Annotated in this window: 20 protein-coding genes; 12 read left to right on the plus strand and 8 right to left on the minus strand. The window is 44.5% G+C overall.

Annotated features, from left to right (window positions below):
• Positions 1-37 precede the first annotated feature (37 nt).
• On the plus strand, positions 38-670 hold the full coding sequence (locus tag R7Q47_RS02880) for a LysE family translocator (protein ID WP_213876040.1): 633 nt from the start codon (positions 38-40) through the stop codon (positions 668-670).
• A 79-nt stretch (positions 671-749) separates the two neighbouring features.
• Positions 750-1172: a GNAT family N-acetyltransferase gene (locus R7Q47_RS02885; RefSeq protein WP_213876042.1), complete on the plus strand. Its 423-nt coding sequence runs from the start codon at positions 750-752 to the stop codon at positions 1170-1172.
• 100 nt (positions 1173-1272) lie between these two features.
• Here R7Q47_RS02885 and R7Q47_RS02890 read toward each other — a convergent pair whose 3' ends face one another.
• The gene (locus R7Q47_RS02890; RefSeq protein WP_318088583.1) at positions 1273-2967 is read right to left on the minus strand and encodes a phospho-sugar mutase; all 1695 of its coding nucleotides are present in this window, start codon (positions 2965-2967) and stop codon (positions 1273-1275) included.
• Positions 2968-3297: 330 nt separating this feature from the next.
• Here R7Q47_RS02890 and coxB point away from each other — a divergent pair, with 330 nt between their 5' ends.
• The 4 genes from coxB to R7Q47_RS02910 are packed head-to-tail and all read left to right on the plus strand — an operon-like array spanning position 3298 to position 7585.
• A complete protein-coding gene (gene coxB, locus R7Q47_RS02895; RefSeq protein ID WP_005385208.1) occupies positions 3298-4461 on the plus strand; it encodes a cytochrome c oxidase subunit II in 1164 nt (387 codons plus the stop codon).
• Entirely contained in the window at positions 4458-6089 is a 1632-nt protein-coding gene (gene ctaD, locus R7Q47_RS02900; protein WP_005375510.1) for a cytochrome c oxidase subunit I, read from the plus strand. Before coxB ends, ctaD begins: the two co-directional genes overlap by 4 nt.
• Before the next feature lie 20 nt (positions 6090-6109).
• Positions 6110-6649, plus strand: a complete 540-nt coding sequence (locus tag R7Q47_RS02905; protein ID WP_017821600.1) for a cytochrome c oxidase assembly protein — start codon at positions 6110-6112, stop codon at positions 6647-6649.
• 51 nt (positions 6650-6700) lie between these two features.
• Complete coding sequence (locus R7Q47_RS02910) at positions 6701-7585, plus strand: cytochrome c oxidase subunit 3 (RefSeq protein ID WP_318088585.1); 885 nt, start codon at positions 6701-6703, stop codon at positions 7583-7585.
• Between the two features lie 24 nt (positions 7586-7609).
• Here R7Q47_RS02910 and R7Q47_RS02915 read toward each other — a convergent pair whose 3' ends face one another.
• Positions 7610-7846 carry a DUF2909 domain-containing protein gene (locus tag R7Q47_RS02915; RefSeq protein WP_005375504.1) on the minus strand — a complete coding sequence of 79 codons (237 nt, stop codon included), beginning with the start codon at positions 7844-7846 and terminating at the stop codon, positions 7610-7612.
• On the opposite strand from R7Q47_RS02915, the gene R7Q47_RS02920 reads away from it, so the two are divergent.
• Genes R7Q47_RS02920 through cyoE form a run of 4 tightly spaced genes read left to right on the plus strand, consistent with a single transcriptional unit; the run spans position 7845 to position 11085 of the window.
• Positions 7845-8636, plus strand: coding sequence for an SURF1 family protein (locus R7Q47_RS02920; RefSeq protein ID WP_033906819.1), 792 nt, complete (start codon positions 7845-7847; stop codon positions 8634-8636). The two genes, R7Q47_RS02915 and R7Q47_RS02920, sit on opposite strands and share 2 nt — an antisense overlap.
• Entirely contained in the window at positions 8626-9162 is a 537-nt protein-coding gene (locus R7Q47_RS02925) for a hypothetical protein (RefSeq protein ID WP_017635864.1), read from the plus strand. Before R7Q47_RS02920 ends, R7Q47_RS02925 begins: the two co-directional genes overlap by 11 nt.
• A gap of 11 nt (positions 9163-9173) precedes the next feature.
• Complete coding sequence (locus tag R7Q47_RS02930) at positions 9174-10193, plus strand: COX15/CtaA family protein (RefSeq protein ID WP_005385220.1); 1020 nt, start codon at positions 9174-9176, stop codon at positions 10191-10193.
• Positions 10186-11085, plus strand: a complete 900-nt coding sequence (cyoE, locus tag R7Q47_RS02935; protein WP_005375639.1) for a heme o synthase — start codon at positions 10186-10188, stop codon at positions 11083-11085. Before R7Q47_RS02930 ends, cyoE begins: the two co-directional genes overlap by 8 nt.
• 82 nt (positions 11086-11167) lie before the next feature.
• Here the strand turns inward: cyoE and R7Q47_RS02940 are convergent, their stop codons facing one another.
• A complete protein-coding gene (locus R7Q47_RS02940) occupies positions 11168-11641 on the minus strand; it encodes an FKBP-type peptidyl-prolyl cis-trans isomerase (RefSeq protein ID WP_054578695.1) in 474 nt (157 codons plus the stop codon).
• Positions 11642-11654: 13 nt separating this feature from the next.
• Positions 11655-12287, minus strand: a complete 633-nt coding sequence (locus R7Q47_RS02945; protein ID WP_318088587.1) for a thiol:disulfide interchange protein DsbA/DsbL — start codon at positions 12285-12287, stop codon at positions 11655-11657.
• 282 nt (positions 12288-12569) lie between these two features.
• On the opposite strand from R7Q47_RS02945, the gene R7Q47_RS02950 reads away from it, so the two are divergent.
• Positions 12570-13196 carry an OmpA family protein gene (locus tag R7Q47_RS02950; protein WP_025768460.1) on the plus strand — a complete coding sequence of 209 codons (627 nt, stop codon included), beginning with the start codon at positions 12570-12572 and terminating at the stop codon, positions 13194-13196.
• A 191-nt stretch (positions 13197-13387) separates the two neighbouring features.
• Here the strand turns inward: R7Q47_RS02950 and R7Q47_RS02955 are convergent, their stop codons facing one another.
• The 4 genes from R7Q47_RS02955 to R7Q47_RS02970 form a co-directional block, all read right to left on the minus strand.
• Positions 13388-13747 (minus strand): glutaredoxin family protein, encoded by a 360-nt coding sequence (locus tag R7Q47_RS02955; RefSeq protein WP_154203946.1) that lies wholly within the window; start codon positions 13745-13747, stop codon positions 13388-13390.
• A 111-nt stretch (positions 13748-13858) separates the two neighbouring features.
• Entirely contained in the window at positions 13859-14401 is a 543-nt protein-coding gene (locus R7Q47_RS02960; protein ID WP_033906823.1) for a hypothetical protein, read from the minus strand.
• Complete coding sequence (locus tag R7Q47_RS02965) at positions 14388-14933, minus strand: YaeQ family protein (RefSeq protein ID WP_064376786.1); 546 nt, start codon at positions 14931-14933, stop codon at positions 14388-14390. Before R7Q47_RS02965 ends, R7Q47_RS02960 begins: the two co-directional genes overlap by 14 nt.
• An 89-nt stretch (positions 14934-15022) precedes the next feature.
• On the minus strand, positions 15023-15232 hold the full coding sequence (locus R7Q47_RS02970) for a cold-shock protein (RefSeq protein ID WP_005375625.1): 210 nt from the start codon (positions 15230-15232) through the stop codon (positions 15023-15025).
• 365 nt (positions 15233-15597) lie between these two features.
• On the opposite strand from R7Q47_RS02970, the gene R7Q47_RS02975 reads away from it, so the two are divergent.
• On the plus strand, positions 15598-15885 hold the full coding sequence (locus R7Q47_RS02975) for an alternative ribosome-rescue factor A (RefSeq protein ID WP_017821594.1): 288 nt from the start codon (positions 15598-15600) through the stop codon (positions 15883-15885).
• Positions 15886-16011 lie beyond the last annotated feature (126 nt).

Genomic DNA, 16011 nt, shown 5'->3' on the forward strand with positions numbered 1-16011 from the left:
AACATTCGCCGCCTTGTTGTAGAAAAGCGGTTCCATCATGATTGATTTATCTGTACTTCCTGTTTATCTCACCGCAGTTGTCGCCTTATTGCTCTTACCAGGGCCTGATATGTTGCTGATAGCGAGCTCAAGTATGAGTTACGGTAAGAAGGTCGGTCTGTTTGCTAGCTTAGGCAATGCGACGTCTGGTGTTATTCTTACTTTGCTTGCTGCGATGGGAGTATCTACCCTGATTGCCATGAGCCCAATAGCCCTTAAAGTCCTTCATCTACTAGGTGGCGCTTACTTGTTAAAAATGGGTTGGGGCTGCTTACGAGCTGAGACATCTTCGGCTCCAGAGCTTGATGGTCAAAACAAAATGGCATCAACTTATTATCAACGTGCTTTGATGAGTAATTTGCTCAACCCTAAAGCCTTAGTCTTTTTTGTGATGTTTTTGCCGCAGTTTGTCTCAAGCAATATCACGGCATCTTCTGGTGAGCAGATGCTAGCGCTAGGGTTATTGTTGAACGTTCTTGGCTTGTCATTCAATTTATTACTTGTTGGGTTAGCAGGCACATTGGGCAAAGGGCTGCTCGAGAACGAAAAATTCCGCACGTATCAACATAAACTAATGGGGTTAGTGTTTGTTATTCTGGCGTTGTGGATGCTGAGTAGTTTCGCCTTGTAAAGTTATCATATTCCATCAGAAAGCCAGCAATTGCTGGCTTTTTGTTTTAGGATATTGGTGTTTCCTAAGGAGAGGATATATGAAGCTTGAATTTTGTTTAAATCCAGATCAAACAGACCTTGATTTTGTTCGTGAAGGTATTCGATCTTATAACCGACTGCATTTACCTGAAGGGGAAGTGCATGCTGTAGGCTGTTTCGCAAAAGATGAGAATGGCAAGATCATGGGTGGCTTGACTGGCGAAATGTTTAAAAATACGGTATTTGTTGAGTTTTTGTGGGTAGACGCTGAAAGTCGAACCTCTGGTCTCGGTAGCCAATTAATGTCGATGCTAGAGCAAAGAGTAAAGCCTCACGGGGTTACCCATGTTTATTTGGATACCTACAGCTTTCAAGCTCTTGAGTTCTATCTCAAATTAGGTTTTGAGAAAGTGGGGCAGTACTCAGGCTATCCTGCAGAAGGCATCCAGAAGTACTTTCTACAAAAGGAAATTGTAGGCTAGGGAAAAGCACGGGTTAGCTTGACTTGTTCTAGTCAAAATCAAAAAAAGAGGCGCGAATTTGCGCCTCTTGTTGTATAAAATATCTATGTTTCTCTTTGACTTACAAACTTTGCTGGTGCGCGTCGATAAGTTCGTTCATCTTCGCTTCTGCTGCTTGCTGTGCTTGTTCATAGCTCATATCCGCAGGGAAGAGGTTGATGACTTCGTAGTAACATTTTAGTTTTGGCTCAGTACCAGAAGGACGAACAATCACGCGTGATTGATCTTCTAGGTGATAAATCAATACGTCACTTGCTGGTAAGTCAATGGATTCTTCAGAGCCGTCGTCAAACATGCGAACCGATGTTTTTAGATCTTCGGTTACTGCAACTTTTTTACCAGCAATCTCTGTTGGTGGATTGGCTCGGAGTTTGTCGCCGATTGGTGGAGAGTTCGGGTCGAGAGCGATGCTGCGTTGTGCGTTGAAGTAGAAACCGTGCTCGCGGTACAGCTCTTCCAGTTTATCCCACAGTGTTTTGCCTTGCGCTTTAAGCTTGCCTGTTAGCTGTGAAAACGCGACGATTGCAGATAAACCATCTTTATCCCACACCTTGTTACCCACGGTATAACCGAGCGCTTCCTCATAAGCAAACAAGAATGGGTTGGTTTCTGTCTCTTGTTCCATGGCAACGTTAGTAAGCCATTTAAAGCCAGTTAATGTTTGATAGTATTGTGCGCCATGCGCCTTAGCGATGCTGCTCAGCATTCTTGAGGATACGATGGTGTTGCCAACCAAAGCGTTAGGTTGCTGTTCCAACAAGTAATCGCCAAACAGTGAGCCCACCTGATCACCTGTTAGCATTTGATACTCGCCATCTGGGCGTTTAACTGCCACGGCAAAACGGTCTGCATCTGGATCGTTCGCGCAAGCGATATCGGCATCTACGGACTTACCTAATGCCATCACCATATCCATTGCACCGGCTTCTTCAGGGTTTGGGAAGTTGACGGTCGGGAAGCTTCCATCAGGTTCGCGCTGTTCCTTAACACTTGCCACTTTTTGGAAGCCTGCGTCGGCAAGTAGCGTTTCCGCCATATTCGCGCCAACGCCATGCATTGCGGTGTAAGCAATAGATATATCGGTATTGTTGTCAGGAGTAAGCAGCGCGTTTTCGTTCATTGTCTTACGGTAAGTTTGGTAGTAGTCGTCTTCCAACCAAACTAACAAACCGTGCTGTTTTGCATCATCGAGAGACATTAAAGGTAATGGCTTCGTTGTTGCGTCATCAATTTTCGCTGCGATTCCAGAGTCGTGCGGAGGAATAATCTGTGCGCCATTCTCCCAATATACTTTAAAGCCATTGTATTCTGGTGGATTGTGACTGGCAGTAACAACAACAGCGGCCGCCGCATTCAATGTACGGACACCAAACGCGACAATTGGGGTTGCTGCAACGTCATACGTTAGGTAAACCTTGATACCAAGGGCCGTCAGTACGGATGCGGTATCATGCGCGAATTGTTTTGAATCGGGACGACCGTCGTAGCCAATAACGACACCACGACTCGCGGCATCTTTGACTTGCTCAAGCAAATAGTTCCCAAAACCAGTGGCGGTCTCTTGAATCACCAAGCGGTTCATTCGGTTTGGACCTGCGCCCACTTTGCCACGTAAGCCTGCAGTACCAAAGGCAAGGCGTGAGCCAAAGCGATCAGTAAGTTCTTGTTCATTGTTCGTATCGACGAGGTGTTGTAGCTCTTCACGAGTCTTAGGGTCAGGGTCTCGTTCTAGCCATTGCGTAATTAGTGCTGTCATATCAGTCATTCCTTAGTAGGGGGAGCCTACTTTCTTGGACACTTCGTTTGGTAAGTATCTCAATGTTTTCTTTTAAATCAATGTAAATGGTTCTCAATTACATTTCAAAGAGGGCAATCGATAAACCGAATTAATTTTTCTTATCCGAACAAAATTTAATCATATTTAATTTCTTGAAGAACCTTGGAACTATAACTAGCCTTTTAACATAAATATAACAAACCGTGTCGAAATCGTAGTTTTTGTGATTTTTCGTAAAGTTGTTCGATATTTGCATCGGGACGCAAGGAAGCTCGCGTAGGCGTAGCGGCTGAGCAGAGGAGAGATCTTTTGAAAAGATTAACGACTACTCTAGCCTTATCACTGAATGTGATTTTAATCACATTTTCCTCTTTTGGTTGGTCAAAGGAAAATGACTACAACATGACAAAAGGGGTCACAGAGATAAGTGGGCAAGTGTATGAATTACATATGCTGATTTTCTATATCTGCTGTGTAATTGCTTTGATTGTTTTTGGTGTGATGTTCTATTCCATCTTCCGTCATCGCAAGTCAAAAGGAGCAGTTGCCGCACATTTCCATGAAAGTACAAAAGTGGAAATTATTTGGACGGTCATACCCATCATCATTCTTGTCGCTATGGCGATTCCCGCAACAAAAACTCTAGTAGCAATGGAAGACACAAGCCAATCGGATATCACGGTCAAGATCACAGGCTCGCAATGGAAATGGCATTACAGCTATTTTGGCGAAGATGTTGAGTTTTTTAGTTTGCTTGCCACCAGCCAAAAACAAATTGATGGAATCGAAGCTAAAGGCGCACATTACTTACTGGAAGTAGACAACCCTTTGGTGTTGCCTGTGAATCGCAAAGTGCGTTTTTTGATGACTTCTGATGATGTCATTCACTCTTGGTGGGTACCAGACTTTGCCGTCAAGAAAGACACCATTCCAGGTTTTATCAATGAAGCATGGACAAGAATTGATGAGCCAGGCGTATATCGCGGTCAGTGTGCGGAGCTATGTGGTCGTGCACACGGATTTATGCCAGTGGTGGTGCATGCGATGGAAGAAGAAAAGTTCGATGAATGGCTAGCGAGTAAGAAGGAAGAACTCGCGCTTCAAAAAGCGGCGGCACAAGAAGCGCTCTCTCAAGACTTATCTATGGACGAATTGATGTCGCAAGGCGAATCGATATACACGGCGCGTTGCGCTGTGTGTCATCAGGCAAATGGTGAGGGGATTCCGGGTGCATTTCCCGCGATTAAAGGCAGTCCTATTGCAACCGGAGATGTTACAGAGCACATAGATATTATTGTCAACGGTCGCCCGGGCACCGCAATGCAGGCTTTTTCTAATCAGTTAAGTGACAAAGAAATTGGCGCGGTTATCACATATCAACGAAATGCATGGGGCAACGATACTGGCGATACAGTGCAAGCATCCGATGTGAATGCCTTTAAGGCACAAGGCAGTGCTAAGGAGGAAATATGAGTAAGCCAATAGATAAGGCAGTGAAGTCTGCGCCAGCAGAAGCCAGTGCGAACAGTACCATTGCGATCGATGATGGTCACGAGCATCATGCACCCCAGGGCATCACTCGTTGGTTGTATTCTACAAGCCATAAAGACATAGGCACCCTCTACCTTTGGTTTAGCTTTGCGATGTTTCTAACAGGTGGTGCGATGGCTATGATCATTCGTGCCGAACTGTTCCAGCCAGGGCTACAGCTAGTCGATCCGCAGTTTTTTAATCAAATGACCACGGTACACGGTTTAGTGATGGTATTTGGTGCGGTGATGCCAGCATTTACTGGTCTTGCTAACTGGATGATTCCGATGATGATCGGCGCTCCAGATATGGCGCTGCCGCGCATGAACAACTTGAGCTTTTGGATCTTACCTTTTGCATTTCTTATTTTGTTGAGCTCGTTGTTTTTACCTGGCGGCGGTCCTGATTTTGGTTGGACGTTTTATGCTCCGCTGTCCACGACTTATGGCCCGGATAGCACTGCGCTGTTTGTATTCTCTGTTCATATCATGGGTATCAGCTCCATTATGGGCGCGATCAACGTTATCGTGACGATCGTAAATATGCGAGCTCCGGGAATGACTTGGTTCAAGTTACCAATGTTTGTTTGGACTTGGCTAATCACCGCTTTCTTGTTGATCGCGGTTATGCCGGTACTAGCGGGTGCGGTGACCATGGTTCTTACTGACAAATATTTCGGGACTAGCTTCTTTGACGCAGCTGGTGGTGGTGACCCGGTAATGTTCCAACACATCTTTTGGTTCTTTGGTCACCCAGAAGTGTACATCATGATTTTACCGTCGTTTGGAATCATCTCCGCTATTCTGCCTGCTTTCAGTGGTAAGAAGCTGTTTGGTTATCATTCGATGGTTTACGCGACGTGCAGCATTGCATTGTTATCTTTCCTTGTGTGGGCGCACCACATGTTTACCACGGGGATGCCAGTTTTTGCTGAGCTATTCTTTATGTATTGCACTATGCTGATTGCGGTACCAACGGGGGTTAAAGTCTTTAACTGGGTTGCCACCATGTGGCGTGGAGCTCTGACATTTGAAACGCCAATGTTGTTTGCCATTGCCTTTATTGTGCTTTTTACTATTGGCGGCTTCTCGGGACTGATGTTGGCGATTGTGCCGGCGGATTTCCAATATCATGACACTTACTTCGTGGTTGCCCATTTCCATTATGTGTTGGTATCTGGTGCGGTATTCTCGATCATGGCAGCGGCATACTACTGGCTACCTAAGTGGACGGGCAATATGTACGACCACAAGCTGAGTTTATGGCATTTCTGGTGCTCAATTATTTCCGTCAATGTCCTGTTTTTCCCAATGCACTTCCTAGGCTTAGCGGGCATGCCAAGACGCATACCGGATTACGCCATTCAGTTTGCTGATGTTAATCAAATAGTATCAATTGGTGGGTTTGCATTCGGGTTGTCACAACTGATCTTCTTGTGGTTGGTGATCAAGTGTATTCGTGGCGGGGAGAAGGCTTCTGCAAAACCGTGGGAACGTGCGGAAGGCTTAGAGTGGACAGTGCCAAGCCCTGCGCCACATCATACGTTTACTACACCGCCTAAGATTGACTAGCAAAGAGTGGGGTGAGTGACATGAAACCGAATCCATCAAACAAGAAGCTCACAGTGAAGTTGCTTTTGGCGACCCTGTTAATGTTTGGCTTCGGCTATGCACTAGTCCCACTTTATGACGTGATGTGCGACGCACTGGGAATCAATGGAAAGACAAGTGAAGTAGCCGCCATTCAACCGACAGGTATGCAACCGGACATGAGCCGAACTATTCGCGTGGAGTTTATGGCGCATGTCAGCCCAGATATGCCTTGGGAGTTTAGACCCAAAGTGATTTCGATGGATGTTCACCCAGGTGAAGTCGTGCAAACCGAATACCTTGCATTTAATGAAAGCGGGCAGAAGTTGGTGGGGCAAGCCGTTCCTTCTGTTTCTCCCGGGACTGGAGCTGCTTACTTCAATAAGATTGAGTGTTTTTGTTTTAACCAGCAGCCTCTGGATGGTAAACAGCAAGCTCAAATGCCGTTGATTTTTTATATCGAACCGGACTTGCCGGAGTCTATACACACGTTAACGCTGTCTTACACACTCTATAAACTTCCCCCTCCTACAGGCTCTTAGCCACTCAGGGAGAGAGATACAGACCAAGGTTGGTCAGTAAGGAGAAAAATTATGAGTAACAAGCCAGGAACATATTATGTTCCCGCTCAAAGTAGCTGGCCGATCATCGGTGCATTTGCTCTGTTTTTAGTGGCTGTTGGCGCAGGCATGACCGTCCAGGGGACACAAAGTGACAGTGCAGTGGGAACCATTGGTGGCATTGTGCTAGCGGTGGGCTTCTTGTTCTTGCTTTACATGTTGGCTGGTTGGTTTAGTAATGTGATTACTGAATCACTGAGTGGAAAATACAGCTCGCAAATTACTCGTTCTTTTCGCCAAGGAATGAGCTGGTTTATCTTTTCTGAAGTGATGTTTTTTGGTGCCTTTTTTGGTGCCTTGTTTTACGCCAGAATGATTTCTGTGCCTTGGTTAGGTGGGGCAGATAATAACTTCATGACCAACGAAGTCCTGTGGCCAACCTTCGAAGCGATGTGGCCACTCACACTGACACCGGGGGGAGAAACAACACAAGCTATGCCGTGGCAGGGCATACCCCTTACCAATACTATCTTGCTGCTATTTTCGTCTATTACGCTACATATGGCGCATATAAGCCTTGAACAAGACAAAAGAACGGCACTGATTGTTTGGTTAGAGATAACCATCGTACTTGCTGGCTTTTTCCTATATTACCAAGCGGTTGAGTATGTTCATGCTTATCAAGACATAGGGCTCACGTTGCAGTCCGGTATTTACGGTAACACGTTCTTCATGTTGACGGGATTCCACGGTTTACACGTTTGTCTTGGGACTATCTTCTTAATCGTGCTGCTGTTCAGAATCGCTAAAGATCACTTTTCGCCAAAGAACCATTTTGCCTTTCAAGCGGGCAGCTGGTATTGGCATTTCGTGGATGTGGTTTGGTTATGTCTGTTTGTGTTTGTTTACGTACTTTAGGCTCATTGTGAACTCTTGGTCCGACTAATAAGGGCGAGGGTTTGGTGCTAGCCAACCCGAGCTGAGCGCAATAAGCAAAAGGACGACCACCAAAGCGGAGAACATGACTCGACGGCCTAAGTAATGACTCATGGGTTTGTCTCTTTTTTCAGGATTATCTGGGTCTTCACGAACCATTTCGATAAGCGCTTTTGCGAGGTTGAAGATAATGAAAAGCAGCAAAAGGACAAGCGTCAGTTTGAATAGAAATACGGTGGACATGGCACCTCCGGTTTCATCATTGTTGTTATCAAGACAATTATGGCTATCGAAACGGTTTTGGGTTGCAGTTGGTTTAACTGTGGTTGTGTTTTCTCTTTTGGTCAAACTGGGTTTTTGGCAGTTTGAGAGAGGGCAAGAAAAACAAGCATTGGAACAAGCCATTCTCGCGCGTGCGGATAGTGCGTACCGAGCACTAAGCGTCGTTCTTGAAGACAACGACTGGCGAGAGGAAAGTATCCTCGGGAAAAAAGTGGAAGTTAATGTTGTTCCTCAGGCGTTTCCCGTAATTTTGTTAGACAACCAAACGCATCAAGGCAGTGTGGGATATTTAGCATTTCAGATTGTATTGACGAGCGATGAGCCTAGTGCCTATGCGTTATTGGAGCTTGGTTTTGTCGAGGGAAGAGCAGAACGCTCAGTGTTACCAACGGTCACCAAACTCGATAATTCGACTTTCATCACAGGACGCCTGTACCGAAAATCTACTAATCCACTGAGCTCAGAGTTAATGCCGGAAGTTGGCGATGTTATTCGCGTGCAAAACCTAAACATCGCGCAATTGAATCAGCTACTGAATATTGAACTTATGCCCGCAGTCTTGCAGCCAGACAATTTAACTCGTTGGCCCTATGACTTTCCTTGGAATCCATTGCCACTCAATAGTGCCAAACATTTTGGCTATTCGATTCAATGGTTTTCGATGGCAGGTGTTTTCTTATTACTGACTTTAATTGTTTTTGTTCGTTGGCAAAAAAAGTTGCGTCACATGGAGGTGAAGCATGACATCTAAAGTAACCAAAGGACGACTAATGTTGATTGCGCTGGTTTGTACGTTCGCGCTTCCCGCTGTCATTGCAAAAGTCATTCTCACACAAGGGTGGTATCAAAGCGGAGTGACCAATAGAGGCGAGTTAGTCGAACCATACACGACGTTAGAGCAGCTTGGTCAAGAGTCACCTCTCAAAGACCATGGTTGGCAACTCGCTTATGTATTGCCTAACGAATGCACTGAACAGTGTAAACAGCAGCTTTACCTGCTTCAGCAAAGCCATGTTGCTTTAGGTAAGTATCAAGAGCGAGTAGTGCCAGTCGTTTGGCAGACTGAGCATTCAGATCCCATGGAAGTATCGATGTTAGCGATGCAAATGAATGAATTGGTTACCGCAAAAGTGAAACCTGGGCAAATGTTGATCGTTGATCCTCTTGGGCAACTGGTGATGTCTTACTCGCCGAAACCAAATGAGGACTTAGTCCTATTGAATAAAGGTATGTTGGCGGACTTACGCAAGCTCTTAAAACTGTCACGAGTCGGTTAGAGGAAGTGCATATGAAATTAATTCAGTTGGTTAGATTCAGTTTGCTGCTAACTCTCGTGGTGATCATGTTAGGGGCATATACTCGCCTTTCAGATGCAGGGTTAGGTTGCCCGGATTGGCCTGGTTGTTATGGGCACTTTTCTGTGCCGCATCAAGAAGAAGACGTCATACGTGCTAACCTGAACTTCCCCGAGCGGGCAGTAGAGCATGAGAAAGCATGGCTTGAGATGATTCATCGCTATTTTGCAGGAACGTTAGGTTTAGTTATTTTTGCGATGGCAGCGATATCAATGAGGTCTGAGCGTGTAAATTCAACCATTCCGATGTTGCTCAGCGTATTGGTGATTGGGCAGGCACTTTTGGGAATGTGGACAGTTACTCTTAAATTAATGCCCGTCATCGTGATGCTTCACTTGCTCGGTGGTTTTGTTTTATTGGCGTTACAGGCGATTTTTTACTGCCAATTAAAAGCGCAAAACAATCTCTATTTCTCTCCATCTTCTAGCTCTCTGAGAGGCTTTTCATTGTTGGTTTTTCTGGTCGTTTTGGTGCAAGTGCTCCTTGGAGGGTGGACTTCGTCAAATTATGCTGCGCTGATGTGTACCACACTGCCGATTTGTGAGGGAGACTGGATGAGCCATCTCTCATGGAAAGAAGCGTTTTCTTTCTGGCAAACTGGATTCGAGAATTATGAATTTGGTGTTTTGGAGTATCCGGCAAGAATGACTATACACGTCACTCATCGTATTGGCGCTATTGTTACCGCCACCGTGGTATTGGCTTATAGTATTGGGCTTATGAGGCAAGATTCTCATCATTCACAGAGAATCGGAGGGTGGTTGTTGTTCACTCTGGTGTGCCAAATTATGCTGGGTGTAAGCAACGTAGTATTTCAACTTCCTATTTATGTCGCGGTGGCGCACAACCTTGGTGCCGCTGTTATGTTGAGTCTCGTTTGTGTTAGCCAGTTTTACTTGTGGCAGGGTAAAACGGCTTGGAATTACACCGCGAAAGGAGTTCGCTATGAGTAAAGAAATCGCGCTGTCGTTAAATGGGCGAAAGCGACTAAGTTCCGTTTATTTGAAGTTAACGAAACCTAAAGTGGTGGCGTTAATGTTGGTGACGGCAGTAGTAGGGATGAGCTTAGCCCCGGTTGATGATTTCCCCTGGTTGCAGGCGGTAGTTGGCCTAACGGGGATTGGTCTGATGGCCGGGTCTGCGGCAGCGTTTAATCATCTAATTGACCGCCGAATTGATGCGAGAATGGCACGCACACACAAACGACCATTGCCATCGGGTGAGACTAAGCCATCATCGGTGATAGCCTTCGCTACAGTTTTAGGTGTCTTAGGGTTTGTACTTCTATATGCGATGGTCAACCCGCTGACGGCATGGTTGACTTTGATGAGTTTGCTCGGCTATGCGATGGTATACACAATGTACCTCAAACGTGCTACGCCCCAAAATATCGTCATTGCAGGGATTGCCGGTGCGATGCCGCCTCTTCTCGGTTGGACTGCTGTAACAGGGCAATTACATGCGAATGCTTGGCTGCTCGTGATGATCATTTTTATCTGGACGCCACCACATTTTTGGGCTCTCGCTATTCATCGTGTCGAGGATTACCGCAAGGTAGATATTCCCATGCTGCCAGTGACACACGGCATTGAGTACACCAAAACTTCTATTCTGTTGTATACGGTGCTATTGACTTTGGTTTGTGTTCTACCGGTTTTGGTTGGCATGGTCGGCGTGGTGTATCTTTTTGCCTCGCTACTACTCAATGTTGGCTTTATGTACCATGCATGGAAGCTAAAATATGCACCAGAGCCAAATACCGCGATGGAGACGTTTAAATTCTCTATCTATCATCTTTTGGCGTTGTTCATTGCATTGCTTTCGGATCACTATATTGGTTTTTAACCTTTCTTAAAACAGAAAACGCCGCGTGGTTCGCGGCGTTTTTGGTTTTGATACTTTGGCTTTAAGACAAAGCTTTCTAGATTTATTGAATTTCTAGCAGTTCAACATCAAAGATCAAAACACTTGCTGGTGGAATTGGGCCAGAGCCACTCTTACCATAGCCAAGCGTGCTTGGTACGAAAAGGCGGATTTTCTCACCTTCTACCATGTATTGTAGACCTTCTTGCCAGCCTTTAATGACTTGGTTAAGACCAAATGAAATAGGCTCACCACGATTAACAGAGCTATCGAATATCGTGCCATCAATCAAGGTGCCGTGGTAGTGTACTTTTACTTTACTTGTTGCAGTTGGGTGAACCTCACCTTCGCCTTTTTCAAGAACCATGTATTGAAGGCCACTTTCTGTTGTGATGACGCCTTCTTTTTTCGCATTTTCTAGTAAGAATGCTTGGCCTTTGGCAAAGTTTTCATCTGCTACTTTATGGTTTGTCCAAGTACGGTAAATGAAAAAGCCCGCCAAAATAAAAATAATAAGAGGAAACAAAAATTTAGACACGTAATCTCCTTGTCTATTTAGGTTGTTTTAGCAAAAATTTGATGGTTTCTGCCATGGCTTCAACGCTGTCATGACCACCAGTAATCACTTGATATTTTCCGTTTACGATAAAGGCTGGAACGGAGTTAATTTGGCCGCGAGTCGTGATCGCTTCTGCCTTAGTGATGTACTCAAACAGCGCTTTTTGCTGTGCTTCATCTAAATGGTAAGGGCTGATAAGGTTGCGAGACTCAAAGGCTGTCTCTACGGCGATTTGGCGTTCCTCAGCCGTTGCATCGGCACCCATTTGCACAGCAGTAAAAAGATCCGCCATAAACGCTTTATCTGGTGTTGATTCAAGCTGCATTACGGCAGTATAGAAGATGATGGCGCTCACTTGTGCACTTTCATTGAACGTTACATGCATTTTTTCAACGCTTTGATCGGTCAATGATTCAATTTGAGGGACAAACTCTTCCATTGAGCGGCAGTGGCCACAAGTTAAAGAGAATGCTTCAGTCAGGGGAGCTAAATCATACTCTTCAAGGGATACTGGCAAAACTTCGTATTGTTTGCCTTGCTGAGGCTGACTCTTGCCGCTATCGCATGCCGACAAAGCCATTACGGCAACAACAACAGCAAAGCCTTTCGATATGGTTTTTAACATAGTAGTGCTCTAAATGAGAAATTTGCGTTAGTTTATCGGTTAACGATAGTGACTAAAACCATTAAATAACAATAAAGTGAGACCATTGGTAACAGACTTTGCCTGAAGTATGGACTGTAAGGGTAGGGTATTTTAGTGTTGCGTTTTATTTGAGAGATGATTTTGCATTGACTCCAGTGGCATGAACGCTGCATAGACAAACCAATCGGTGGACAAAAGCGCTAAAGATTCGGCGTGTTTTGTCGACACAATGAACAAGAGTTTTTCTACGTTGGTAATGGTATGAAGCATTGGTTTTTAATTGTTTGTGGCATTCTGGCCGGGTGCAGCAGCCTCGATCAAGATATGGTCCCTGGTGGGAACATTTTAGATACAGCTCCTAAATCAAACACTGAGCTGAGACACCCAGAGTGGGGATACCCGAGCGCATCCAATGTGGCTTCTTCCCCTCGTTCATATCAAACGGCGAGGGCGTCAGTAAAAAAGTCGCAAAACGTGACCTCTCTGGAAATGTTCCTGAGCAGGCATAACATTCCTCACGAGACGCTCAGTGGTGGTCACCTGATGATACGTTTGAAAGAGCAAGTGCATTTTCAAACGGGTTCTGCACGGTTATCTGCTCAATCTCAAGACTGGATTCGAAACATTGGTCACTATCTGGCTGGAAGAACTGATGTTGATGTCGTGATTGATGGTCATGCGGATAGCACGGGAGCTGAAAGCTTCAATGACACGCTATCTGAAAAGCGAGCTCGTGAAGTAGAAAAACAACTATTGGCGACGAGTATTCCACGTCAACGAGTGTTTTCTAGAGGCTTCGGGGAGTATGTACCGAAGTGCAGCAATGCGACAGCGAGTGGTAAAGCTTGCAATCGGCGCGTAGAGCTAACATTGATCGTGGATGAATAACGCAGACGTTGGGTGGTAATCTTCGTTGTGTTGTTCTTGCATACCCGTTATTTGCTTAGTGGAGTTTAAGTTCGGAGTTGAGCAAGAAGACTGAATAAGGAAAGCTCGCACGGCAACATTTAGCTAGAAAAAATAGAAAAGAGGCACCGTTAGGTGCCTCTTTTACATCCGCCAATGTTCATAGGGGGAACTTAGGCAAATTCTTTTTCAACGTAAGCGACGATGTCCGATGACTCGTATAACCACTGTGTTTCGCCATCTTTTTCGATACGAAGGCAAGGGACTTTAACTCGCCCACCACCTTGCTCTAGTTCAGCTCGATGAGCCGGGTTATTTTTTGCATCACGTAGCTCAATGTTCACCGATTGACGCTTCATTGCACGGCGGACCTTTACGCAAAAAGGGCAGGCTTCAAATTGGTAAAGTGCGTATTGTTTCGCTTTTTCATCAATACGTTGCTGTTCTTCTGCGGTGCGCTTAATACCACGAGGTGAGAACACCGCGTTCAGCAATAAGATAACCTTGCCTAAAATCCAACGGATAAACTTCATAATGATCCCTTGATGTTCATTGGGTAATTGTCCTTTAAGAATGCAATCATGATGCTTGTTGCACTGAGCGTGAAGTCTATCAGTTGTTTGAAATGGATAAAACCATGTATTTTATGCGGAAAATAGACGTTTAAACCAACCCCAAAAGCCACTTGCTGAAGCCGGACGGGCTTCTTTACCTTGATAAAAACTTTGCATGAGTTCGGTTCTGAATGCATCAACGTCCATGCGTTTTATGACAAGCTCGTGCTGCAATGTATTTTGAGTCTGCTCGGCATGATCGTGCGCCAAGCTGAAATCCATATTTAAATAGCCTTGCGTGTATAACCAAAGGTGGGTGACTAAGATTAGGTCTTCAGCAGATTGGTTAGTAAACTTATCCGCGTGCTCATTACCCAAGGAGTCAGTCAGAACTTGCTGCATACGCTGGGTAGAGTGAGCATTTTGCTCGTAGTTAGCACTTGCTTCAATATGTGATTTGGTCAAAAGGCCAAGCAGGTGAAGAGTAGGTGCTGTTGAGGGTTTGTTCTCACAAACTTTTGTAAATAGTTGTGACTGTTCTTTTAACCAACGTCGCTTTGCTGCTTTATGTTCTTTAACAAAGGGGATTTCTTCAAATCCCATCTCTTGACTCAGTTCACTAAGAGACGTCATGGTTTTTTAGTTCCTTCACCGTTACTTCGATATGTTGATCATTGATATCAACAAAAATTGAGCTGCCAGTAATCATAACAGAAAGGTTAGTACCTCGGTCAAGATGCTGACAAATCAAGTCGATAGCGTCATAGTCAAAGCTCTCTACGTTGACGGGAAGCATTGAGAACTTTCCTGACATTTTGTCCCACCAGACAGCCGCTTTGGTGTTATAAGTGTAAACTTTTACATGCTTTGCGAGGCGAGAAGCTTTCTTAATTCTGTCTGGTTCTGGTTCGCCAATTTCAATCCAGTGAGTAATGCTTTGATCATCGCCAACATGCCATAAATCAGGCTCTTCAATCGTAGAGAGTCCTTTTGTAAACTCTAGATTGCTTTGAGCATTTAAACAGTAAGCTAGAATGCGAGCCAACATTCGTTGCGGCTTTTCAGAAGGGTGAAGGGCGATAGTTAGATTTTTAGAATCGTAATAGTCATTATTCATATCGGAAATGGCGATACGAAATTTGTAAATGGTTGGTTTAAGAGCCATAGATTTATATCGTTTTGTTGGCAAAATAAGTTTTAGGCAAAAAAATAGCCAGCTTTAAAAGCTGGCTATCGTATCAAATTCTTTAAGAATTAAAGTACTTTGATTTGCTCTGCTTGAGGGCCTTTTTGGCCTTGAGAGATAACAAATTCTACTTTCTGGCCTTCAACTAGAGTACGGAAGCCGTCACCAGTGATTGCAGAGAAGTGAGCAAATACGTCAGGACCGTTTTCTTGTTGAATGAAACCGAAGCCTTTAGTTTCGTTGAACCACTTAACTGTGCCAGTAGCTGTGTTAGACATGTCTATTTCCTAAATATCTAAATAATGTAATCTTTCGCCTCAACGGCGCTTATAGCGTGGAAAAATAAATTGCTATTGCGTACCACAGGACGACGGGTTACAAGTAATCCAACGAAATGTGAAAACAAAGAACTTTCTTTCTAGCCGTGTTTGAGTCTAGGTTAATTCCACGAAGAGTCAACATATATTAGTGCTTTATGGACAAATATTTGTATTTAGTCACTATTTAACCAGCATGTTTTTGATTAAATTTCAAATAAATGACGGTGATGTGAAGTTTTTTAGCATAAAATTCAACTAAATCTATAAATTTGACTTATTTATATAATTATTGTCCAATCTGGTTCGACCATTAAGGAGGATTTATGGCAAAGCGTAAAATCAGTCCTCAACCGAGTGGCTCACAACATGAGACCGACTTCGGCAGAGGTGAAATCAAAGACAACGCGTTAAAAGCGGTTGTTACCAGTCAGCTGTTCCAAACACGAGTCGTTAAAGCGAAAAAAGGTAAAGGTAGCTTCAGCCGTAAAATGAAGCATAGAGGCAAAGAGCCCTATTCAAAGTTCTCCCCAAGGTGGATTTTGAATAGGGCTTTTTTATTGGTACTAGGTGTTTGCAAAACTGATGATATTCAATTTTTTAGTACCAGATAAGTTATTCCTAATTTATCATGTACTGCTTCAACTGCTTCAGCGAACCAGGCGTTGAAAGTACCAATTAAGTACTAAAACTTACTAAGTTAGATTCATATCAATAAGCGTCACTTCCTGTCTTATGCA

This window comes from Vibrio sp. Vb0349 (assembly GCF_033338975.1).